This window comes from Alishewanella longhuensis (assembly GCF_014653435.1).
Lineage (GTDB): Bacteria > Pseudomonadota > Gammaproteobacteria > Enterobacterales > Alteromonadaceae > Alishewanella > Alishewanella longhuensis.
On record NZ_BNAO01000001.1, the window covers coordinates 427115 to 449929 of the forward strand.

A 22815-nucleotide genomic window follows, 5' to 3' on the forward strand; every position below is an offset into this window, starting at 1 on the left:
CATAAAAAACCGGCAGCTGCGCAAAGCTACCGGTTTTGTTCGATAATAACTAAACTCAAGCTATCTAATTTGTCTCAATATACTTAATGGCTCTGTCCAATACCTCGTCTTTACCTGCCTTGATGCCCGCAATTGTTGGTAACACTTCTATATCGGGTACTATGCCAATACGTTGCGTAGGAGTTTTGTCTGGGTAAAAAACGCCGATGCCAGATAACACAGTGGAATTGCCACCAGGCAACAGAATCTCTGAAACATTACCGTCGGCACCTGCCGTGGTGCTGCCAATAACTTTGGCTTTAGGCGCACCGCGAAACGCCATAGTGGTATATTCCGCCTGGCTTTGTGTTTGTTCGTTGATCAGAATAGCTATTTTACCGTTATAGTATCTGGGGTTTACCTTACCAACACTAACGGGTGCGTTCCAATTGAACTGGCCAGGATTACTCGGGTGCATTTTGGTAAAGCGTGCAAAAGCATAAGGTCGTGGATAGAGATATTCACTTAAACTAAAGACCACAAACTGCGACGGATAGTTACGAATATCAATAATTAATCCCTTAGTATCAGAGAATTGCCGCATCATTTTATCAAGATTTACTCCAGCAATTTTATCTAAACGGATATAACCGATATCTGGCGTAATTCGCTGATAAGCGGTAGAACCATGCTCATGATAATAACGTTGACGCTCAATCGCATTTAAAGCAACTAAAGGCAGTTGGAGTTGTATAGCTTGTTTGTCACGCTGTACTTGCACAGTTAATTGTTCGCTGTTGGCACGGAGTAACCACCTGGCCCAATTTCGCAGGCGGGTTGGCTCGTTGGATGCAGCAGCAAGTGGCCGCAGATACTCTAATCTTTCGCTGATGGCTTTGTTGTCAATCTGCGTGATTATATCGCCGACTTTAATAGGTAAATCTTCCTGATAAACTTTGTAAACCACGGCTTGTTGCTCGACAAAGCGCACATCAACTGGTGCAATATTATTTCCGATATATTGCCGTAACAGACTAAGATCTGCGGCACCGAATTGGCTATGCGTATCATGTATCGCATAAACCACTTTTGCTAATGCCAATTGATAATCCAGCTCCGACTTAGCTAAAACGACTGTGGGAATGGCATCTAGCAAAACTTGCTCCCAAGGTTGCTCTGCTAAATCACGATAGGGCGAGTAATAGTGAATAATATTCCATAATCTAAATAAGGCCAGTAATCTAAACCCCGAATCCTCAGCGCTTATGCCTAAGTACGGTTTTTCATTGAATATCGGATTACCCACGCCTGGCGCGGGCTTAACCCAATAGTGTAAGGTGGGGAGCTCTGCGGCAAAAATATTAGCCAGCTGCTCGTTTAGTTCGCCCGATAGTCCCCAACTAAGCCAAAATTGTGCGGGGTGTACCAAAGCAGCCCCGTTGCTTTGTTTACACTTAGTACAGGGTGTTAGCTTACCAAGTTGACTGATCCATGTAACCAGTAGTTGGTCTCTCTCGGTATTAGATGCAGACAACAACTTAGGAATGAGCCGGAACAGCTCCGCATCCATACTGATATTGCCCTTGGCAGACTCAGGGTGGTAATACTTAACAAAGCCCCATACCTTAGCTAGTATCGCCAGATGCTGTTGTTGTGTAGTGGAAAGCTGGCTGATTCGAATGCCCGAATCTTGCTCAAATTGGTGGAGTTCATTGGCAAAAAAGGTACGTCTGGGGGCTTTTTCAAGAGGCACACCATCCAGTGTTAGGCTTAAGTCAGCAAAATAAGCTTCACCGGTACCATCTAACATAGCACCGAAAGCTATACGGTCAACACTAGATGAAACATCGATGGGCAGTTCAACCTGTTGCCATGCTTGGCTGCCGGTAATGAGTTTGTCTTGCATGTTATTGATTGCCAACATGCTTTCACCACCATCCAATCGGATCCAGAGCCTGGCACCACCATCAGCACTAACCTGGTCTGTTTTAATCCAGCCGCTCAACGTGAGCGTTTTTCCGACAAAGTCAAATGGCATGCCCTGCATAGCAAAGGTATAGTTCGCTGATGTATCGGCAGTGCGGCTTAAACGCAGGCTTTGACCGGTTTTCAAAGGGTGCGCAGTGTTAATAACACCTTGTTCAGAGCCTTCAATATACCAGCCTGTTGGCATTTGCTCGGTGGTCTGTGAGAAATCAAGATTTAATGAGGACGCTTTTGCCGTAACAACTTCTGAAACAAATAACAGCGATGCGATTAGCAGCAGACGAATAACAAATCCTGTCATGGGGTATCCCCTTTAGCAAGCGGTACAGATTTTTTGAGTTATTGTTAAGCATCACCATAAAATAATGTTTTTAGGATTGCAATAATGTTTTACCTGTAAACTAATTGTTTTATCTTGCTATGCTGTGGGTGAGGATACTCAGCACAGCAAGAGTGTATTTGTAGCCCTCGTCTAGTTCTTTGTAAGTTTCGCCGGATCTAACAATTGCGCTAGTTCATCACGGCTAATATCGGTTTGCTCGGCGGCAACATCTAAAATAGGGCGTTGCTGCTGATAGGCCAGCTTGGCAATAGCGGCGGCTTTGTCGTAACCAATACGGCTATTTAATGCGGTAACCAGGATAGGGTTTTGCGCCAAGCTTTTCGCAATATTCTGCTCGTTTACTGTAAAGCTGTTAACGGCCTGATTCGCTAATGCCCGGCAGCTACCACTGAGCAAACTTATGGCTTGCAGCAGGTTATCGGCCACCAAGGGTAGCATTACATTAAGCTCAAAATTCCCTGATTGTGCGGCAATACTTATAGCGGTATCGCAGCCAAACACCTGAGCGCAGGCCATGGCAACGGCTTCCGGTATTACCGGATTCACCTTGCCCGGCATAATAGAAGAGCCGGGCTGTAACGCGGCTAAACTAATTTCCGCTAAGCCCGATAAAGGGCCTGAGTTCATCCAGCGCAAGTCGTTTGCTATCTTCAATAACGCTGCAGCAAGTGTTTTTAAGCTACCCGAGAGGGCTAGGGCGCCGTCTTGTGAGCTTAAATTAAAAAAGAAGTCTTTGCTTGGGCTTAGCGTTAAGCCCGTCTGGGCGCTAAGTTGGGTGGCAAAACGGTGAGCAAATTCAGGATGGGCATTAATGCCTGAGCCCACCGCTGTGCCACCCTGTGCTAACTGGCTTAATAGCGGAATGTGTTGTTTTATCAGGATCTGTGCATGACTAAGCTGGCTGTGCCAGCCACCTAACACCTGCGCAAAAGTGACCGGCATCGCATCCATTAAATGGGTACGACCGGTTTTCACGATATGACCAATAGCGGCAGATTTAACATCAAGCGCCTGCTGTAATTCCGTTAATGCTGGCAGTAGCTGGTGTTGTAACGCGAGTAAACTGCTTAATTGAATGGCAGTAGGAATGGTATCGTTGCTGCTTTGCCCAAGGTTAACATGATCATTAGGATGCACTTTATGGCCACTGAGTTTAGTGGCTAAGGTGGCCAGCACTTCATTAACATTCATATTACTGCTGGTGCCAGAACCGGTTTGGTAAACACTTACCGGAAACTGGCTAAAATCTGGCGTATTTAATAGCTGCTCTGCCGCCTGGGTAATCGCTTTTGCCTCTGCTTCAGGCAATAAGTGCAAATTGGCATTGGTTAACGCGGCGGCTTTTTTAATCTGCAGTAAGGCCTGAATAAAACCTACCGGCATTGGCTTGTTGCTAATTTGGAAATTCTGCACTGCGCGCTGCGTTTGTGCCTGATACAGTGCCTCGGCTGGTACCTGTAGCTCACCCATGGAATCACGTTCGATACGATATTGCATACTTACTCCTGGCAGTAAAAAATTTGATTAAGGCTGGCCTGCAGCGCAAGTTGCCGTTTTTGGCCGTTGCGCTGCACAGTATAAAGCTGGTTTAACGCCAGCATGGGGCGATAGAGCTGATCCAGGCAACATTGATAAACTGGCTGCTGAGCTTTATGAAACATGGCGGCACGCGCCAGGTTAAACAAGCCCTGACGTAAACACCATTCTTGTAATAACAGATTATTACTTTGTTGTAATTGTGCGGCGATACGGCAGCAACTGGCGGTATAGTCGGCAATCAGGCGTGGATAATGTTGCTTGGGGTCAAAAGGGGCCAGTAACTGTTTCTCTAGTCGAAACAACGTATGCCAGGGCGAAGTGGTTGTGGTCATAAAACCTCCGGAACTTTATGTAAATGATAATAGTTATCATTATTGCAAAGTCAAGGGTTAATAGTAATGTTGTTGTGATGACTGCTAATACAGCATCAAGTCGCAAAGCGAACCAAGGGGGGAGTTAAAAGGGGCTAGCGGTAGAGCGATAACAAATTGACTGAGCAAGAAGGTAAATCAGGGGGCCAACGCCCCCATATTAAACGTAACAGCGGTAATAGGTTATTCTGCAGCAGGGATAATATAGCTAATATGCTGATAAAACCTTACCAGCAGATCTTGCCGCTCGCCGGGTATTTCCAGCTGACGGGCAAAGCTGCGCAGTGCCTCTTCGACCTGATTCATAAAGCGGCCATAGCCAAACTCGGTATTGTCGTCTTTATCAGCCACAATAATAAAATGTGCGCTCTCAACCAGTTTGTCGGCTTGCCAGAAGCTCAGCAGTTGCGGCTCGCTGCAATCTGGGTTAAAGCTTACCTTTTGTAGCTCGCGGTTATTTTCGACTTTATCCCATTTACTACTGCGTACCACCGGTGTTAAACCATTAGCAACCACTGCGAGCTTATCCAGCTTTTTGCCAGCGCACGCCGCGGTAAAGCGTTGCTCTAACTGTTGATACAGTAAACTGAAGTCGGTGGCATCCGCCGTTAAAAAATGCTGCTTGAGCTGGCGGGTCAGTGGCAGTGTTACCGTGACATAAGTAATTTCGCTATGTTCGTCTGGCAGTGTGCACTGCCGGGCTTTATAGCGCGGGTACAAGCCACGTAGTTTATAACCATAGCTTTCTTTAAGGCCTTTGGCTTTGGCAAATAAATCATAGGATAACTGCTGATGATCGCGCAATTTGATGGCAGGCCTACCCGGCAACTGCTGCTGCCAGGCCGTTAAAAGTTGCACCACTTTACTGTGGAATAGCGCTGCCTGCGAGCGTAACTCTTCGCCTGTTGCCAGGAACACCACTCTAAGCTTACGCGCTTGATAGTCTGGTGTAGTGAATATGCCCTGACCTTCATGGTACTTAGGATTGTAGAAAAACAGAATTTGCTTTTCAGTTTGCAGGCTATAGGCTTCTTCATGAAAGCGTACTACCGGTAATTTATCATTAGCAATCAGCTGTACATTGCGAAGTTCATGCTGCGTCATTAACGCAAATAGCTGCTGCGCCAACTGCTGATAGCAGTCTGCCGCAGAGGCAAAGCCGGCATAGAAAGCAGCATCAGGCTTGATTTCGGCTAATAAATACTGATTAGAACGGGCATTAGTAGGAATATACACGCGATGTGGATTATGACTGGCCATAGCACCTCCGAGACAAGTAATTGCTGCGCAGTCTACTGATAACAGCGCGGCGTTTTATTGTTCTGGATTAAGGTTTTGGCCGATTTGATAACGTGTTAAGGCTCGTTTAGTTCCTGATGGTGCTTGCCAAAAACGGGGATGGTAATATGCCACTTAATGGCCGCTAAACGTAACAATAGCAAGCCTAACATCCCTGCCACCATGGCATAAAATTGCGGCACGGCCAGGGCTAATAAGCTGGTGTAAATAATACCGCCAAAGATACAGGTTACTGCATAGAGCTCGCCACGAAATACCATAGGGATTTCCCGGCACAACACATCGCGAATCATGCCGCCGCAAACGCCACTCATGGTGCCCAGTAAGATAGCCACCATACTGGAGGTGTCATGATCCAGGGCTTTTTGCGTGCCCATAATGACAAAAAATGCCAGGCCAAAGGCATCCGCAATTTGCAGGGTGTTATTGGGGATGGTGAGGCGGTTGCGCACCAGCAGAATGGTGCCAATGGCGGCGATAAAAATGGCGTAAAAATAGGTATTGTTATTCATCCAGATCACCGGTACATCCAGGATCAAATCGCGCAGGGTGCCCCCGCCGATGGCGGTTACGCTGGCTAACACGATAACGCCAAAGCCGTCCATATGATTGCGCCAGGCTGCCAGCGTGCCGGAGATCGCAAACACCGCTATACCTGCTAAATCAAACCAATGAATATATTCCAACATCTGCCAAAATTTCCGACGCCGATTACAAAATTATCTGCTTGAACAATAGCACCTTACGCCTGAGTGGCATACAACTCCAGCCAAAAAAACCTGCAGACGCTAATGATCTGACTGAGAATTCAATTGCACTAAGCAATGATAACTATTATTATTCGCGTAATTGTTGTGGGTAAATGGCAAGCGCCATTAGCTAATTTGGCTTATCAAAAATGACTTATCTGAGGAGTTTGTAATGTTGTTTCGTCGTGCCTGTCTGGTATCTGCTGTAAGCGCTGCTATTGCTGTTGCTAGCCCGGTTTGGGCAAATGAAGAACTTGCTGATGATAGTGATATCGAAGTTATTGTGGTGAGCGCCGCCGGTTTTGAACAGCGTTTAGTTGATGCGCCAGCCAGTATCAGTGTGGTTACGGCAGCCGAGTTACAACAAAAAAGCTTTACCAATATCGCTGAAGCCCTCTCATCGATTCCAGGCGTGGATGTGCGTAACGGTGTAGGTAAAACTGGTGGTTTAAATATTCAGATCCGTGGCTTACCCTCAGATTATACCCTTATTCTCATTGATGGTCGCCGGCAAAATACCTCGGGGAACATTGGCCCGAATGGTTTTAACGAGTTTTCTACCAGCTTTTTACCGCCGCTATCTGCTATCGAGCGCATTGAAGTGATCCGTGGGCCAATGTCCACCCTGTATGGTTCAGACGCTATGGGTGGGGTGGTGAATATTATTACCAAAGCCGTAGCGACTGAATGGGGCGGTAATGTGTCGGCAGATCATCTGCTGCAGGAAGATCGTGATGCGGCTGATGCGACCACCATTAACCTGGGGGTAAGTGGGCCTTTAGCAGAAGGCTTAGGCTTACAACTACGTGGCCGCTTTTTTGATCGGGCTAGCTCAGAGCGCATGAACCCAAATGGCACTGGACGGGATCCACGGCCAGCTGAAGGCAATAACTATGCGGTTGGTGGCAAGCTTACCTATCAGTTAAACGAACAACATAGAATTTGGCTGGATGTAGACAGTGCCCGGCAAAAATATAGCAATGCCGATGGCCGCTTAGGGACCTTAGACACCTACCGCCCTGATGGCTCACCGTTGCGTATTGCCGGCTATGAAGATGAACTGCGTTTTTACCGCGAGCAGCAAGTAATAGGTCATCGCGCATACTTAGCGGCAGGGACCTGGGATTCCTCACTAAGCAAAGTGGTATCTGAACAAGAAGGCCGTACCTTACCTGCTGGTAACGCCCCTGACTTTGGTTATATCGCTATTGGTGGTGAAGCGCGTACGTTAGAAAATACCGATATTGTTTTCGACACCCGCTTTGTGATGCCACTGGCGAATCACTTATTATCAGTAGGCTTTGAGTATAAAGATGCTGAAGTGATCGATGGTGCCGCCGGGCAAGGTAATGCCTTTAAGCAAGACTCACGTTCAGTTTATGCCGAAGATGAATGGTCACTGCGCGACGATTTACGTCTGACCTTAGGTGGCCGTTATGAAGATCATAGCGCCTTTGGTGGCCACTTTACGCCACGGGCTTACCTTGTGTGGAATACCACCGAGCAATGGACGCTCAAAACCGGTGTGAGTACTGGCTATAAAGTGCCATCGCCGAATGCCTTACATGATGGTGTAACAGGCTTTACTGCTCAGGGCGCTTCAGTCACCTTGGGTTCACCAAATTTAAAACCGGAAGAAACCACCAACTATGAAGTGAGTGTCAACTATAACAACCATGACAATCTAACGGTTACCGCAACGGCCTTTTTTAACGAATTTAAAAATAAATTTGCCACAGGCCCCAGTGTACCAAACTGCTTGTATTCTGATGCCAATACCCCGTTAAATCGTCCGGGCTGTATGACAGTGGGTAACTTTAGTGCACAAAGTGACTTTAGCCAGCAAATTAACCTGGATAAAGCGGAAAGCCGGGGGATTGAGCTAACCACAAACTACAAGTTTACCGACACCTTATCCGCCAAAGCGACTTACACCTGGATGGATACCGAGGTAAAGAGTGGCGCCGATGCTGGCACTTATTTGGTTAATAACCCGAAAAACCAGCTAACTGCTAGCGCTACCTGGCAGCTAACGGATAAGTTCAGTAGCTGGTTAGAAGCCGAGTATAAGAGTGATAGTAAACGTTTTGCGACCTATCCGACTTCGGGCCAGAACCTGGCGATAGCCAATGCCACAGACAACCTGTTAAAGGGCTATAGCGTGTTTAACTTAGGTGCCAGTTATCGCTTGCAGGATAATTTGCGATTAAACGCAGTTATTTACAATCTGCAAGACAAAGACTTTGCCGAGAGCCGCCCTTATGAGTGGAATGGCAATACTGAATATGCTTATCTGTATTCACATACTACCAGCGCTATTGGTGGCACCTATATTGATGGTCGTCGCTTATGGGTATCAGTGTCTTACGATTTTTAAACGCCATTCGACAACGGCTTGCAACCTGTTCCCGCAGAGGTATGCCTTTAGCGGAGCCTATTACCGCTTGACGTGATTATCAGCGATAAACCTGCAATTACCATTGCAGGTTTTTTTATTTCTGCCGGAACTGTTATGCTTTAGCGCTCTCTGAGTTTACAACCAGGTGCAACTGACGCTTTGTATTCACTGTCGGTTGTATTGCTCTTGTCTTTATTCTTCAGGTTTTTTATGCAAAAAAAAGTGCTGTTAGGCGGAATTATCGGGATAGTGATTGCGGCGGGTGTCGGGGTTTATCACTATGTAAATTATAAAGCAGGTGCCCTGATCGCCGAACAAATACAGGTTATTAATGAATCCTATGCGGTTATGGCGACCGAAGGCTTAATGCCAGGTGTGGCGCTAAGCTATAAGCGTATTAGTGCAAATTATTGGCGTAATGATTATCGTATTTATGATCTGGCGGTAAATGTAGCAGGTTTGGGGGTGCTATTGGATGTTGCCGCCATTCAGGTGAAAGGGTTTAAACCGGGCACCTTGGCAGATCAAGGCGAGGTGAGTATCGACGGGGTAAAGCTGGCGCAAGGTATGCAGCTTTTATTACCGCCAGCACTGGCGGAATTGAGTAAAGATTTAGCACTGAGTACGCACTATCAATACCAGTATCAGCCCACCAATGGTCAGTTATTGCTGACACAACAATTGGCATTTGGTGAGCAATTTAAACTCGACTATCAATTCACGTTGCAACAGATGCAGCCGTTATGGCAATTCGCCCGTAATTTAACCGAGATGGATGCAGAGGCGCAGCAAAGTTACAGCCAGTCTGCCGCCTATAGTAACAGCCTTAGTGACGCGCTGGCGCTAGGCAAGCTGCAGCGGGGCAGCATTGAAATAAGTAATAGCGGCTTTCTACAAGCACTGCACAGTGCGCTGGAAGCCACAGAGCAAACGGCAGAATTAAGCAACTTAAAACCGCAACTGGAGCAATACCTTAATAGCAATACGGCGTTGCCCGAGGCTGTTTTGTCTGCATTACAAGCTTTTGTGGCAGAACCTCGCTATATCAAACTCGCCTTTCAGCTGACGGAACCACTGAGCTTTGCGCAATTACAGGATGAAAGTGTGCTGGCGCAGTGGCAAACGCCTGAGCAACTGATAGAGTTTACTAATTTGCAGTTAACCGTTAATCCGTAACCAGCAGCAGAGGTGGCCTTTGTATAATCTGGATAACACATCACCGCTGCGGCTGGTACAAATTAGCGACACCCATTTGCATGGGCCGGAACAGGGCCAACTGCTAGGGATCAATACTTTACACAGTATGCAGTGTGTACTGGATATTGTGCGGCAGGAGCGGGCGCACATCGACACGCTTTTGGTTAGCGGCGATCTCTCACAGGACGGCACTGTACGTTCTTACCAACATTTGCAGCAAGCGCTGGCAGGGTTTGCTTGTCCGGCATTTTGGTTAAATGGCAACCATGACAACGCAGAGGTGATGCAACACGTTGCTGCAAATACGCCGGCCTTACTGCAGGTGGTACGCGCTACGCACTGGCAACTTGTTTTACTCAACTCGCAGGTAGCAGGGGCGGTTTTTGGTTATTTGCAGGCGGAGCAACTGCAGCTGTTGGAGGATACCTTAGCCGAGCGACCGGATCTGCATACACTGGTGTGCTTGCATCATCATCCGCTGCCGATGGGCAGCGCCTGGATGGATAAAATTGGGTTACAAAATGCTGATGCGCTAGCGGCGGTTATTAAACGCCATAGTCATGTGCGCGCAGTGTTGTGGGGGCATGTGCACCAGGAGAGTGACCGCACCGTTGATGGCGTGCGTTATTTATCCTCACCGTCAACCTGCGTGCAATTTTTACCCGGCTCGGCAGATTTTGCGTTAGATCAGCAGGCTCCAGGTTATCGTTGGCTGGACTTGCACGCCGATGGCCGCATCGATACCGGCGTTAGCCGGGTGCAAGGCATCGTATTTAACGTTGATTTAGCCAGTCAGGGATATTAGAGGTCACTGCCAGCCTGGGATCTTCGTTAAATCAACAGGATCAATTTGCTCGGGGCTTAAGAATTGCTCTGCAAATTGTAAATACACCTTTTGCTGCAGAAATACCCGGAATAAATCGGCATCGATATGCTGATCTTTGGCCATAAAGCCAAGAATGCGCAAGGACTCTGACAACGTTTTGGCTTTTTTATAGGGGCGGTCACTGGCTGTGAGAGCCTCAAAAATATCTGCTATTGCCATAATGCGCGCTTGCACCGACATCTGCTCTTTCTTTAAGCCGCGTGGATAACCGGTGCCATCCATTTTTTCATGATGTCCGCCCGCATATTCCGGCACATTTTTCAGATGTTTGGGGAAAGGCAGCGACTCCAGCATATCGATAGTAATATCGATGTGACGATTGATAATACGTCTTTCCTCGTCGTTGAGCGTGCCTCGTGCTACGCACATATTGGTGACCTCAGCCGCAGTAAGTACGGACTGCAGTTGCCCACCAAGGCTTATCTGATAGCGAGCGGCGATATCATGTACCCGCTGCTGTAAATCTTGCGACATAAACTCGCCACCGATGTTGCAAGTGCGCAAGAACGCTAAATCATCCCGTAGCTGCGTTAATTGCGCTGCCTTGCTAGCCTGATCTAATTGTGAATCGAGCTCAATATCCCGCGCGGCAATTTCAAAGCGGGCCGCCACCAGTTCGATATTGTCATGTAAACCATGTAACTTGGTGGCTTTGTCCATGATATGTTCTGGTGTAGCGATTTTACCGCAATCGTGCAGCCAACCCGCCACTGACAACTCATGTTTATCAGCTGCGCTCATCGTAAAATCGGCCAGAGGGCCAGTGGTCACCTGGCTACAGGCTTCTGCTAATAGCATCGTCAGCACCGGCACTCGTCGACAATGGCCGCCAGTATAGGGTGACTTCTCATCAATGGCCTTAGCAAGTAAACGTGACAGCGCATCAAACAAGTTCTCTAACTCTTGCACTAATTGTTTGTTGGTAATTACCATAGCGGCCAATGAGGCCAGGGCTATGACTTGGCGTTGAATGGTTAAAGAGAAAGCTTGCGGCTGGCCGTTGCTATCTAAACAATTTATCAGCTGTAATACACCTACGACCTCCGATTGATGATCTAATAACGGCACTGTTAGCATCGACTGCGTGTGATAGCCCATTTGTTGATCAAATTGACGTGCTTTTTGCTGATTGATTAGCGCGCTCTGGTACACGTCATCAATAATGATCGGCTGCCGCTGATTCGCTGCTAAGGCAACCACCGCGCCCTCGTTGGCTTTACCATCAATGAAGAGGGGGATCGGCGCTTGTTGTGGGCTCTGATCCGATGTACCGCCTTGGTGTAATTGCAATCGATGATTAATTAAGGTCGCGAATTCTAACTGCTGGCCGTTGCAGCGGTAGATAGTGCCCCCTTCTGCCGCGCTAAGTTTTTGAGCACTTTGCAGAATTTGCTCCAGTAGCTGAGTGGTGTCACTTTGCCGTGCTAATGCCAGACCAATCTTTACAAAGTGTTCCAGCTGTTCAATATTTTCCATCAGTCAGGACCCTATATCCAAATTTCAGCTATGGTGATAAGTATAGTCAGAGTTTAATCAGTTGGAGTTAAACCCCGTTGGCAAATAATAGATCTGGGCATGCTATAACCTCGCCGCAAACAGCCATTGGCCTAGCCATAATATTGCTGTTGATGGCGATATTAAGCCACTATTTTGGCTATCTACAAGCTTTACGTTGGTACAGTCTCGATTTAAGTAACCGTTGGCATGCGGCTTCTGCCGGGCAACCACATCCTGATATATTACTGATTGATATTGATGATGTCTCGTTAACCAGCTTAGCGCCAGAGTTAGGCTCCTGGCCCTGGCCGCGCAGTGTTTATGCTTATTTAATTGAAGGTTTACAGCCATATCAGGTACAAAGCTGGGTTATCGATGTATTGCTAACTGAGGCCGATAAAGACCGGCCCGACGACGATGCCTTTTGGATAGAAACGGCCAGCCGGCAACCGAATTTGTTTTTAAGTGCCGTGATATTACCTGCCGGCCAAGGTGAGGCGATACCCGCGGCCGCTTTACCTGCGGGATTGGCGCTACAAAAGGGCGCGGCCGAACAAAGGATCACTGCTCTCTGGCCGCTGGGTTTTCACGCTTTACCAGAGCGGGTCGGAATGATTAATGCGGTGCCTGATGAGGATGGTATTTTTCGCCGTTACCCCCTGCGACATAGTTTAGCTGCGTTGGAGGCATCAGCGCACAAAAGGCAAGATAACGCAGCGGGTGAGCAGTGGGTTTTTGCTGCTATGCCTTGGCGGGTGGCGGGTGCTGATCAGGGTAGGACTTTACCCCAGCAGCAAGAATTATGGTTGACCTTCCAGGGGACAGAAGCCGTACCTTATCCCAGTATCAGCTTTGTTAAAGCTTTCCAGCTCGCCTTGGCACCACAGGCCGAATATGCTGAAGTGTTCCGGAATAAAATTCTGATTGTCGGATCTAGCGCTGTAGGCTTGGCCGATCTAAAAAATACCGCTATAGCGCCGCAGCAGCCCGGTATGGTGTTATTGGCCACAGCCATTGATAATTTATTACAGCAAAATGCCTTGCACCGGCAATCCGATAGTTGGTTGTTGTTATTATTATGCTGGCAGCTGGCTGGTTTACTATTACTTTATAAAAAGCAAACGGGCTTTGGTCGTTTTTGTATCAGTAGCGCCGGTTGGACTTTACTTAATGGTTTGTTGCTACTGACAAGTTTGCCGGTCTTTATGCAAATAGGGTGGTTATTTGCGTCAGGTCCAATCTGGTTGTGGTTGTTATTAAGCTTTGCCGGTTTTAATACTCTAGCTGCCTTACGTGAATATTTGCAACGTCAACATACTACTCGCCTGTTTGGGCGTTTTCTCGATCCGAGAGTGGTGGCTTCCTTAGTGGGGCAAAACCAGATAGGGGCCGCAGAAAAATGTCAAATTACCGTCCTTTTTACCGATATCCGTGGCTTTACCAGTTTAAGTGAACAACTGGACGCCACTGAAGTGATGGCGCTACTTAACCGCTATTTCGCCATGCAGGTGAATACGTTGTTTGAGTACAATGCCACCCTGGATAAGTTTATTGGTGACGCCATTATGGCATTTTGGGGCGCGCCGCTGACACAGCCTAATCAGGCAGATTTGGCGCTGCAAGCCGCCACCGCTATGGTGGAGAATTTACAACAATTTAAAGCGAGTTTACCCGCTGCCTTGCGGCAATTTGATATTGGCATTGGCATTCACACCGGTGAGGCGGTAGTGGGTATGTTAGGCACTGAGCAGCGGCTAGAATATACCGCCATTGGCGACACGGTAAATATTGCCAGTCGGTTGGAGTCGGTTAGCAAAACCTACGGCCGAGTGCTATGCTCAGAGCAAACCCGCCAGGCGTTAACAGCTGAATACCCACTGTATTCAGTGGGCGCAGTGCAGCTGAAAGGACGCCAGGCCAGTATTCAAATTTATCGATTAGGAGACTAACGATGCAAGTCCATTTTCTGGCGTGGTTGCTACTGCTATCCCCAGTGGCATTGGCCGACACCAACGCTACCGTGAAACAGGCCACTCCTTTGCTTGCTCAGCCAGTGGCAGATGCCGCTGAGTTGGCTCGCCTTGCTGCCGAGCAACCTGTTGCAGTGCTGGAGCGACAAGGCGGCTGGTATCAGGTTGCAGTGCCAGAACAAGCAACGGGCTGGCTACGCCTTTTTCAACTGCAATTTGTAAAGGAGCGCTACCAGCCTGACAATGTTCCTTTGCGTGAACTTACGGGATTGATGAGAGGCAGTCACCAACAAGTTACCAGCAGTACCGGCGTTCGTGGCCTGGATAAAGTAGCTATCACCAACGCTAAACCCGATTTTGAGCAATTAGTGTTGTTGCAAAGTTTCCAGCAACCGGCAGAGCAGGCTCAGACGTTTGCCAAAGCTGCCAACTTGAAAACAGACAGCAGTATCAAAGTGCAGGAGCGTAAAAAATGAAACTGAATGCATTATGGTTAGTGTTGGCATGCAGCTGTCTGGCAAGCTGTAAAATGACTGCAGGTAATATTGATTTTGGGGCGCTGAGCAAAGTAGGTAGCAGTCTGACGCAACTGGGCTCTATCGATGAACCGCAAGAACTGGCATTAGGGGATGATTTTGCTGCCATGTTATTAGGTGCCAGTAAACTGCATCCCAATAAAGCATTACAGAGCTATGTCAACAATGTTGGCCGCTATCTGGCTTCCTATTCAGATAGGCCTGACTTGCCCTGGACTTTTGGGGTGCTGGATACACCGGATCTCAATGCCTTTGCTATTCCTGGAGGCTACGTCTTTGTTACCTCTGGTTTATTAGCGAATTTAAATTCAGAGGCTGAATTGGCAGTGGTGCTGGCGCATGAAATTGCACATGTTACTGAACGCCATCAGCTAGCACAGCTTGAGCGTGATAACTCGATGAATTTTTTGAGTAGTCTGGCGACCACAGTGGTGAGCTATCAGGAACAGCGTAAACCGGGATCGGGTTTAAACAATTATCGAAACCGGCAAATTGCCGACAGTGTGCTAAATGCCGGGCAGCAACTCTTTACCAAAGGTCTTAGCCGCGACGATGAATTAGCTGCTGATACCCTGGCTGTTCGGTTAGCTGCGCGCGCCGGCTATGATCCTTATGCCTTAGCCGCTGTTATGCAGAAACTGGATAGTATGCAGGGAAACAGTAGTGCAATCAGTTTACTGTTGGCTACCCATCCAGCACCGGCTGATCGGTTGACTAATATAGAGCAACAATTACAAAAGTTGGAAAAACAGCACCCAGATACCCGCTCGGTAAGGCTTGATTTGCCAGAGCGTTATCAGGCGGCGCTGCGGCGCAAATAACGCCAGCAGCTCTGCCTGGTTGCATATAGGTTGCGAGGTATTAGCCTAACCAGGGCATGCTGGCTTTACGTTGCTGTTCATAGGCAGTAATTTGTGAGGCCAGTTGCTCGCTGGAGCCGATAAAATCTAAGCCTGACAATAAGCGCTGTTTAATATCGGCATCGATATTAAAGCCCATAGCGGCGTTATTACCGAACATAATCTCCTGACTGGCCAGATCGATTTGCCAGTGTTGCGACCCCTGGGCACAGCGGTTAAACAGCAATTCAATATTGGTTTTGCTGAGCTGAATTAATAACATGCCGTTATTGACGCTGTTGTTAAAGAAAATATCGGCAAAGCTTTCGGCAATAATCACCTGAAAACCATACTGTTGTAAGGCCCAGGGCGCGTGTTCACGGCTCGAACCGCAACCAAAGTTGGCGCGGGTTAGCAAAATAGAGGCGCCTTGATACTGCGGGTAATTCAGCACAAACTCTGGATTAGGGCTGCCATCGGCTAAATAGCGCCAATCGTAAAACAGCGCCTCGGCAAAGCCATCGCGGCTGACTGAGGTTAAAAACTGTTTTGGAATGATCTGGTCCGTATCCACATTGTTTTTATCCAGTGGGCAAATTAACCCTGAGGTGAAAATAGTGCTCATGCCCAGTCTCCTTTGGCGATATTGACAAACTTGCCAGCAATAGCCGCGGCGGCGGCCATAGCAGGACTCACTAAGTGCGTGCGGGCACCACGGCCCTGACGGCCTTCAAAGTTACGGTTACTGGTGGATGCACAGCGCTCTTCTGCTGCCACGCGATCATCATTCATGCCCAAACACATGGAGCAGCCTGGCTCGCGCCATTCAAAACCGGCATTTTTAAAAATATCGGCTAAGCCTTCGGCTTCAGCCTGACGTTTTACAATGCCTGAACCTGGCACCACTAAAGCACGAACACCTGCCGCGACTTTTTTAGTGCCGACTACGCTTGCAGCAGCGCGCAAATCTTCAATACGACTATTGGTACAGCTACCAATAAACACCACATCGACTTTGCAATCCGTTAGTTTCTGACCTGCCGTTAAGCCCATATACTGCAGGGCGCGCTCGGCAGCATGGCGTTTAGTTTCATCGCTAAAGCTTTCTGGCGCTGGCACGGGCGTATCCACAGCAATCACTTGCTCTGGGCTGGTGCCCCAGGTCACTTGTGGCGCAATAGTGCTGGCATCAATCACCACAGTTTTATCAAATACCGCATCGCTATCAGACTGCAGGCTTTGCCAATAGCTTACGGCAGCAGACCAATGCTCAGCGCCTGGCGCATGGGCTTTACCTTCTAAATAGGCAAAGGTGATTTCATCCGGAGCAATTAAGCCGGCCTTCGCGCCCATTTCAATGCTCATATTGCACAGCGTCATGCGGCTTTCCATACTTAAAGCACGAATGGTTTCGCCACAAAACTCGGCCACATAACCATTACCACCGGCAGTGCCTAGCTCGCCAATGACCGCCATAATCACATCTTTGGCGGTGACATGCGGTGATAGCTCACCGTTAATTTCGACCTTTAAGGTTTTGGCTTGTTGCTGCGGCAAGGTTTGCGTCGCCAGTACGTGTTCTACTTCTGAGGTGCCGATACCAAAAGCCAGCGCACCAAAGGCACCATGGGTAGAGGTATGCGAATCGCCACAAACAATAATCATGCCCGGTTGGGTTAAACCTTGCTCGGGGCCAATCACATGCACTATGCCCTGATCCGGGTGGGTTAAATCTAAAATCGGGATTTGGCTCTCGGCACAGTTTTCGGCCAAGGCTTCTAATTGCTTACGCGAAGTTTCGCCGGCGGCATCTAAGCTGCGGCGCTGCGTTGACACGTTATGATCCATGGTGGCGAAGGTCAGGTCAGTGCGGCGCACTTTACGCCCAGCTAAACGTAAGCCGGAAAACGCCTGCGGTGACGTTACCTCATGAATTAAATGTCGGTCGACATACAATAAATCGGTGCTGGGGTTTAACTTACCCACCACATGGCTTTGATAAATTTTTTGGTATAAGGTCTGGCCCATTTAATTGCTCTCCTGGCGTAAGGTTGCCACTATGGCTGCGCCAACGGCAGCGGTGCCGTAAGTCGATTTCGGGTTAATGTCACGGGTAACAATATGCTGCTCCAGGCAGTGCTGTACGGCTTGCTCAATGGCTTGCGCCGCCGCTTCTTCGCCAAAGCTGTAACGCAGCATTAAGGCGGCACTTAAAATTTGCGCGATGGGGTTGGCAATGCCTTTGCCTGCAATATCCGGGGCACTGCCGCCGGCTGGCTCATACAAACCAAAACCGCTGCCGTTTAAGCTGGCAGAAGGCAATAAGCCTAACGAGCCGGCAATGGCGGCAATTTCATCTGATAAAATATCGCCAAATAAGTTATCGCACAGCAACACATCAAATTGCTGCGGGCTACGGATCAGCTGCATGGCGGCGTTGTCGATATACATATGTTCCAGTGCGACATCTGGGAATTCTTTGGCAATTTGCTCTACGGTTTCGCGCCATAAAATACTGGTTTGTAGCACGTTCGCTTTATCAATAGAGGTGACTTTTTTACTGCGCTTTTGCGCCGCAGCAAAGGCCACCCGGGCAATGCGGCTAATTTCAGCCACGCTGTAACGCTGGGTATCAAAGGCGGCGTCTTCGCTGCGGCCCTTTTCACCAAAATAAATACCGCCGGTTAGCTCACGTACGCACAGTACATCCATGCCTAAGCTGCTGACGCGTGGGTGCAGCGGCGATAAATCAGCAAAGGCCGGGTAAATCTGGCCTGGGCGCAAATTACAAAACAAATCAAAGGTTTTACGCAGCGGTAATAAAGAACCGCGCTCAGGTTGTTTATCGGGTGCTAAACCGGTCCACTTCGGGCCTCCGACTGAACCAAATAAAATGGCATCGCTGTTTTTACACAGCGCTAAGGTTTCGTCGGGTAAGGGTTCGCCGGTGGCATCTAATGCCGCGCCGCCAACCAGTGCTGGCGTTAGGGTTAAACCAAACTGAAATTTATCGGCGACGACTTCTAATACCTTGATGGCTTCGGCCATTACTTCCGGGCCTATGCCGTCACCGGCTAATACCGCTACGTTATAATGCTTTGTCATTGTTCACCTGCTGCTTTTTTAATCTGGTTATCGCCGTTACGGGCTTGTTTATGGGCGCTTATGGTTTGTGCGCGCTGGATCATATTTAGTACATGCACATAGGCTAGCACCGAAGCGCGGACGATATCTGTGGCCAGGCCTGCACCGTGGAAACGACGGCCTTCGTGTTCAGCAATAATATCCACCTGGCCTAGGGCATCTTCGCCACTGCCTTTGGCTTGTAGGTTAAAGTCGACCATTCGAATGTTGAATTTGCTAATGCGCTGAATGGCCTGAAAGGCGGCTTCTACCGGGCCATTGCCGGTGCAAGCTTCAGTAAAGACGGTGCCGCCACAATTTAAGCCGATAGTGGCGCTGGCCACATGGCCGGTATGGGTAGCCGAGCTTAAAAACTCCAGCTTGTAGTATTCATCCTGCTCTTGCAGGTTTTGGAAAAACACTAAGGCTTCTAAATCATAATCAAACACCCGGCCTTTTTGATCGGCCAGTGCCACAAAGCTTTTGTACACGGCTTCTAAGTCGTAATCGTCTTTGGTGTAGCCCAATTCGGCTAAACGATGCTGAATAACGTGGCGGCCGGAGCGCGAGGTCAGGTTTAATTCGTTCTGACGAATCCCCACCTGCTCAGGTGACATAATTTCATAGGTGTTTTGCGCTTTTAATACACCATCCTGATGAATGCCGGAGCTATGGGCAAAGGCGTTTTCGCCAACAATCGCCTTATTCGGCTGGATAGGCATATTACAAATTTGGCTAACCAAGTGGCTACTGCGGTAAATCTCGGTGGTTTTGATATCAGTGTAAAGTGGCGCCAACACATCTTTGCGGGTGTTGATAATCATCGCCACTTCTTCCAGTGAACAGTTACCGGCACGCTCGCCAATACCATTAACGGTACATTCAATTTGCCGGGCACCGGCCTGAATGGCGCTGATGCTATTGGCCACCGCTAAGCCTAAATCGTTATGGCAGTGCACACTTAAGCGGGCTTTATCAATATTGGGCACCTTGTTTCTTAAGGTGTGGATAATGGCTGCAAATTCATTCGGGATGGTGTAACCCACGGTATCTGGAATATTGATGGTGGTGGCACCGGCAGCAATAGCACGCTCGACAATCCAGCATAAATCATCAATCGGGGTGCGGCCGGCATCTTCACAGGAAAACTCAATATCGTCGGTATAGCGGCTGGCCAGTTTAATCGCCGCTACCGCTTGGTCTGAAGCTTCTGCCAAGGTTTTGCGTAACTTATATTGTAAATGCAGCGGCGAGGTAGCAATAAAGGTATGAATGCGGCGGCGTTCGGCGTCTTTTAAGGCTTCGCCACAGGCTTCGATATCGGCACTGACGGCGCGGGCTAAGCCACAAATAATGGGGCCTTTTACTTCGCGGGCGATGCGCTGCACCGAGTCAAAGTCGCCGGGGCTGGACACCGGGAAACCGACTTCCATTACATCGACATTTAAGCGGGCTATGGCATGCGCCAATTGGATTTTTTGCTTTTGGCTTAAGCTGGCGCGTAGCGCCTGCTCGCCGTCTCGCAAGGTGGTATCAAAAATCCAGATTTTATTATCAGCACTCATTACGCGTTCCTTTTCCAGTTATCTTTGGCGTACTACATGCCGGGACCAACAAAAAACCCCGGCCTTGGGCACGGGGTTTTTTGTTTATCGGTAGTGGGATTTCACCAATAAGCACGGCCCCGCGCAGCGCAGAGGAGCACGAGGAGGAGGCTATTAAAGCGAATCATTACCGAAGAAATCATTTACTGCCTGTGTAAGTTAATTGCAGAACGACACTAGTAATAGCATGGTTATTTTTCCAGCGCAACAGTATAGATGGCTAAATGGATAAAAAAAGCAAAATTAGCCCTTCCCGGTCTTGGCTATTTACAAATAATAGGTAAATTCGCTAGCGGCTACACAGAAGCATTGCACCGGCCAGCAGCTCCCGCTAGATTAGCCCATCTGCTACTTTTTATTATTTTCGCTGTTAAGGATCTGCTTTGTGAATGCTAAACGGTTTCTCTCTACCCTAACGTTGTTGTCTGTAACCTTACTTAGTGCCTGCGGCAAAGCGCCAGAGCCGCCAATCAGCAATGACTTTTCGCCTTTGGCTGAACACTATGTGCGTCTGGTCTTGGCTTTGGGCGAGCATGATGGCAGTTATGTTGATGCTTACTATGGCCCGGCAGAATGGCCTGAGCAGGTTAAGCAATCGGAAAAGTCGGCGGCAGATATTGCCAGTGCCGCCCGTACCTTACAAGCACAGGTGACCGCAGAACAGCTGTCTGATCCTATGTTGCGTTTACGCCAACATTATTTAGCTAAACAATTAACCGCCCTGATCAGCCATGCGGATACATTAGCCAGTGGCAGCCGAGCGGGTTTTGAGCAGCAGGCACAGGCGTTATACGATACCTTGCCACCGCAACACGCTTTAAGCAGCTTTGAACCTATTCTGCAACAGCTGGAACAACTGGTGCCGGGCGAGGGCAATCTGACCGAGCGAGTAGTGGCCTATCGTCAGCAATTTGTGATCCCGCAAGATAAACTACAGCCGGTGTTTGAGCAGGCGATTAGCGAGTGTAAAGCGCGCAGTGCCAGCCATTTAGCCTTACCGGCGCACGAAAGCTTTACCCTGGAGTTTGTACAGGATAAACCCTGGAGTGGCTATAACTGGTTTAAAGGTAACGCCTTTAGCTTAATTCAAATTAACACCGAACGTCCCATCGATATTTCCCGTGCAGTGGATCTGGGCTGTCACGAAGGCTATCCGGGCCATCACGCCTACAATGCCTTGCTAGAACAGCACCTTAGCAAAGACTTAGGTTGGGTAGAGTTTAGTGTGTACCCGCTATTTAGTCCGCAATCGCTAATTGCCGAAGGCACCGCTAACTATGGTATTGAAATGGCGTTTCCGGGCGAGCAAAAGTTAGCGTATGAGCGTGATGTGCTGTATCCCTTAGCGGGCTTAGATGCCAGCAAGGCTGCCGACTATGATCGCTTCTTAAAACTGTTGGCGCAATTAAGTTATGCCGGTAATGAAACGGCCCGGCTGTATTTAAATAATGAAATTGATGCCGAGCAATTTGTGGCATTACAGCAGCAATATTTATTACAAAGTGAAGCTGAAGCCCGGCAGCGGCTGCGCTTTGTTGAGGCTTATGGCGCCTATGTAATAAATTACAACTGGGGTAAGGATTTAGTCAAAGCTTATATCGAACAAGCCAGCACTGAAGATGAGCGCTGGCAGCGGTTTATGACGCTACTGACCACTCCGCGTTTACCTTCCTCAATGGATTGGTAAGCAGAATAATTAGGGCTTTGCTGCTTGAACGCAGCAAAGCAAACCCAATATAACTGTCGTCTTTGTTATTACAGCCAATCCCGCTGCGACAATAGTGATGACGGTGCGAGCCAAACAAATTTTTGTATGTAGGAAGAAAAATGGAACGTTATTTTGAGCGCTTGATGTATGCCACTCGCTGGATTATGGCGCCTATTTATTTAGGGCTAAGCCTGTGTTTACTGGCGCTGGGTATTAAATTTTTTCAGGAAGTATTTCACTTTATTCCACTGATTTTTAGCATGAAGGAAGTGGAGCTGATTTTAATCACGCTAAGCCTGATTGATATTGCTCTGGTTGGTGGTCTTATCGTAATGGTGATGTTTTCGGGGTATGAGAACTTTGTCTCCCGGCTCGATTTACATGGCCACGATGACAAACTCGGTTGGTTAGGCAAACTTGACTCTAACTCACTCAAAAACAAAGTAGCAGCCTCGATAGTGGCGATTTCCTCTATTCACCTGTTAAAGGTATTTATGAATACCGAATCTATCCCCAATGACAAAATAATGTGGTACTTGCTGATTCATATCACTTTTGTTATCTCGGCCTTTGCTATGGGCTTTTTAGATAAGATTTTGCGTGAAAAACCAGCAAGCAATACAATTATTGCAGCAGAGGGTAAGAAATAGCTTGCAATAGGGCATTAGCTTTAATAAGATGCGCGCCGTTCTGCTAGTGCTTTTGCACCCAAGATGCCCGGGTGGTGAAATCGGTAGACACAAGGGATTTAAAATCCCTCGGGGGAAACCCCGTGCCGGTTCAAGTCCGGC

Annotated in this window: 18 protein-coding genes; 8 read left to right on the top strand and 10 right to left on the bottom strand. The window is 48.3% G+C overall.

From position 1 onward, the window contains the following. Positions 1–64: 64 nt before the first annotated feature. The 5 genes from IE163_RS01780 to IE163_RS01800 form a co-directional block, all read right to left on the bottom strand. A complete protein-coding gene (locus tag IE163_RS01780; RefSeq protein WP_189429515.1) occupies positions 65–2266 on the bottom strand; it encodes a S41 family peptidase in 2202 nt (733 codons plus the stop codon). Between the two features lie 171 nt (positions 2267–2437). Beyond that, entirely contained in the window at positions 2438–3805 is a 1368-nt protein-coding gene (locus IE163_RS01785; RefSeq protein ID WP_189429517.1) for a class II fumarate hydratase, read from the bottom strand. A gap of 2 nt (positions 3806–3807) precedes the next feature. Further along, positions 3808–4179, bottom strand: coding sequence for a hypothetical protein (locus IE163_RS01790; RefSeq protein ID WP_189429519.1), 372 nt, complete (start codon positions 4177–4179; stop codon positions 3808–3810). 222 nt (positions 4180–4401) lie between these two features. Next, the gene (locus IE163_RS01795; RefSeq protein ID WP_189429521.1) at positions 4402–5478 is read right to left on the bottom strand and encodes a DUF3083 family protein; all 1077 of its coding nucleotides are present in this window, start codon (positions 5476–5478) and stop codon (positions 4402–4404) included. Between the two features lie 95 nt (positions 5479–5573). After that, a complete protein-coding gene (locus IE163_RS01800) occupies positions 5574–6206 on the bottom strand; it encodes a trimeric intracellular cation channel family protein (RefSeq protein WP_189429523.1) in 633 nt (210 codons plus the stop codon). Between the two features lie 232 nt (positions 6207–6438). Between IE163_RS01800 and IE163_RS01805 the strand changes: the two genes are divergently transcribed. The 3 genes from IE163_RS01805 (at position 6439) to cpdA (ending at position 10666) form a co-directional block, all read left to right on the top strand. Beyond that, on the top strand, positions 6439–8643 hold the full coding sequence (locus tag IE163_RS01805; protein WP_189429525.1) for a TonB-dependent receptor domain-containing protein: 2205 nt from the start codon (positions 6439–6441) through the stop codon (positions 8641–8643). Positions 8644–8874: 231 nt separating this feature from the next. Continuing rightward, a complete protein-coding gene (locus IE163_RS01810) occupies positions 8875–9840 on the top strand; it encodes an aq_1923 C-terminal domain (RefSeq protein ID WP_189429527.1) in 966 nt (321 codons plus the stop codon). A 19-nt stretch (positions 9841–9859) separates the two neighbouring features. Next, complete coding sequence (cpdA, locus tag IE163_RS01815) at positions 9860–10666, top strand: 3',5'-cyclic-AMP phosphodiesterase (RefSeq protein WP_229833396.1); 807 nt, start codon at positions 9860–9862, stop codon at positions 10664–10666. 3 nt (positions 10667–10669) lie between these two features. Here cpdA and IE163_RS01820 read toward each other — a convergent pair whose 3' ends face one another. Beyond that, positions 10670–12223, bottom strand: a complete 1554-nt coding sequence (locus tag IE163_RS01820; RefSeq protein ID WP_189429535.1) for an HD domain-containing phosphohydrolase — start codon at positions 12221–12223, stop codon at positions 10670–10672. Positions 12224–12300: 77 nt separating this feature from the next. Between IE163_RS01820 and IE163_RS01825 the strand changes: the two genes are divergently transcribed. Genes IE163_RS01825 through IE163_RS01835 form a run of 3 tightly spaced genes read left to right on the top strand, consistent with a single transcriptional unit; the run spans position 12301 to position 15571 of the window. Next, a complete protein-coding gene (locus IE163_RS01825; RefSeq protein ID WP_189429537.1) occupies positions 12301–14193 on the top strand; it encodes an adenylate/guanylate cyclase domain-containing protein in 1893 nt (630 codons plus the stop codon). Positions 14194–14195: 2 nt separating this feature from the next. After that, positions 14196–14690 carry an SH3 domain-containing protein gene (locus IE163_RS01830; RefSeq protein WP_189429539.1) on the top strand — a complete coding sequence of 165 codons (495 nt, stop codon included), beginning with the start codon at positions 14196–14198 and terminating at the stop codon, positions 14688–14690. Next, complete coding sequence (locus tag IE163_RS01835; protein WP_189429541.1) at positions 14687–15571, top strand: M48 family metallopeptidase; 885 nt, start codon at positions 14687–14689, stop codon at positions 15569–15571. The genes IE163_RS01830 and IE163_RS01835 overlap by 4 nt, the downstream gene beginning before the upstream one ends. Positions 15572–15611: 40 nt before the next feature. Here IE163_RS01835 and leuD read toward each other — a convergent pair whose 3' ends face one another. Genes leuD through leuA form a run of 4 tightly spaced genes read right to left on the bottom strand, consistent with a single transcriptional unit; the run spans position 15612 to position 20277 of the window. After that, positions 15612–16214, bottom strand: coding sequence for a 3-isopropylmalate dehydratase small subunit (leuD, locus tag IE163_RS01840; protein WP_189429543.1), 603 nt, complete (start codon positions 16212–16214; stop codon positions 15612–15614). Then, complete coding sequence (gene leuC, locus IE163_RS01845) at positions 16211–17617, bottom strand: 3-isopropylmalate dehydratase large subunit (RefSeq protein ID WP_189429545.1); 1407 nt, start codon at positions 17615–17617, stop codon at positions 16211–16213. Before leuC ends, leuD begins: the two co-directional genes overlap by 4 nt. Then, entirely contained in the window at positions 17618–18694 is a 1077-nt protein-coding gene (leuB, locus tag IE163_RS01850; RefSeq protein WP_189429547.1) for a 3-isopropylmalate dehydrogenase, read from the bottom strand. It abuts the gene before it with no gap. Beyond that, positions 18691–20277, bottom strand: a complete 1587-nt coding sequence (gene leuA / locus IE163_RS01855) for a 2-isopropylmalate synthase (protein ID WP_189429549.1) — start codon at positions 20275–20277, stop codon at positions 18691–18693. The genes leuB and leuA overlap by 4 nt, the downstream gene beginning before the upstream one ends. A 424-nt stretch (positions 20278–20701) precedes the next feature. Here leuA and IE163_RS01860 point away from each other — a divergent pair, with 424 nt between their 5' ends. Beyond that, positions 20702–22003: a hypothetical protein gene (locus tag IE163_RS01860; RefSeq protein WP_189429550.1), complete on the top strand. Its 1302-nt coding sequence runs from the start codon at positions 20702–20704 to the stop codon at positions 22001–22003. A 140-nt stretch (positions 22004–22143) separates the two neighbouring features. Then, positions 22144–22674 carry a TIGR00645 family protein gene (locus IE163_RS01865; RefSeq protein ID WP_189429552.1) on the top strand — a complete coding sequence of 177 codons (531 nt, stop codon included), beginning with the start codon at positions 22144–22146 and terminating at the stop codon, positions 22672–22674. Positions 22675–22815 lie beyond the last annotated feature (141 nt).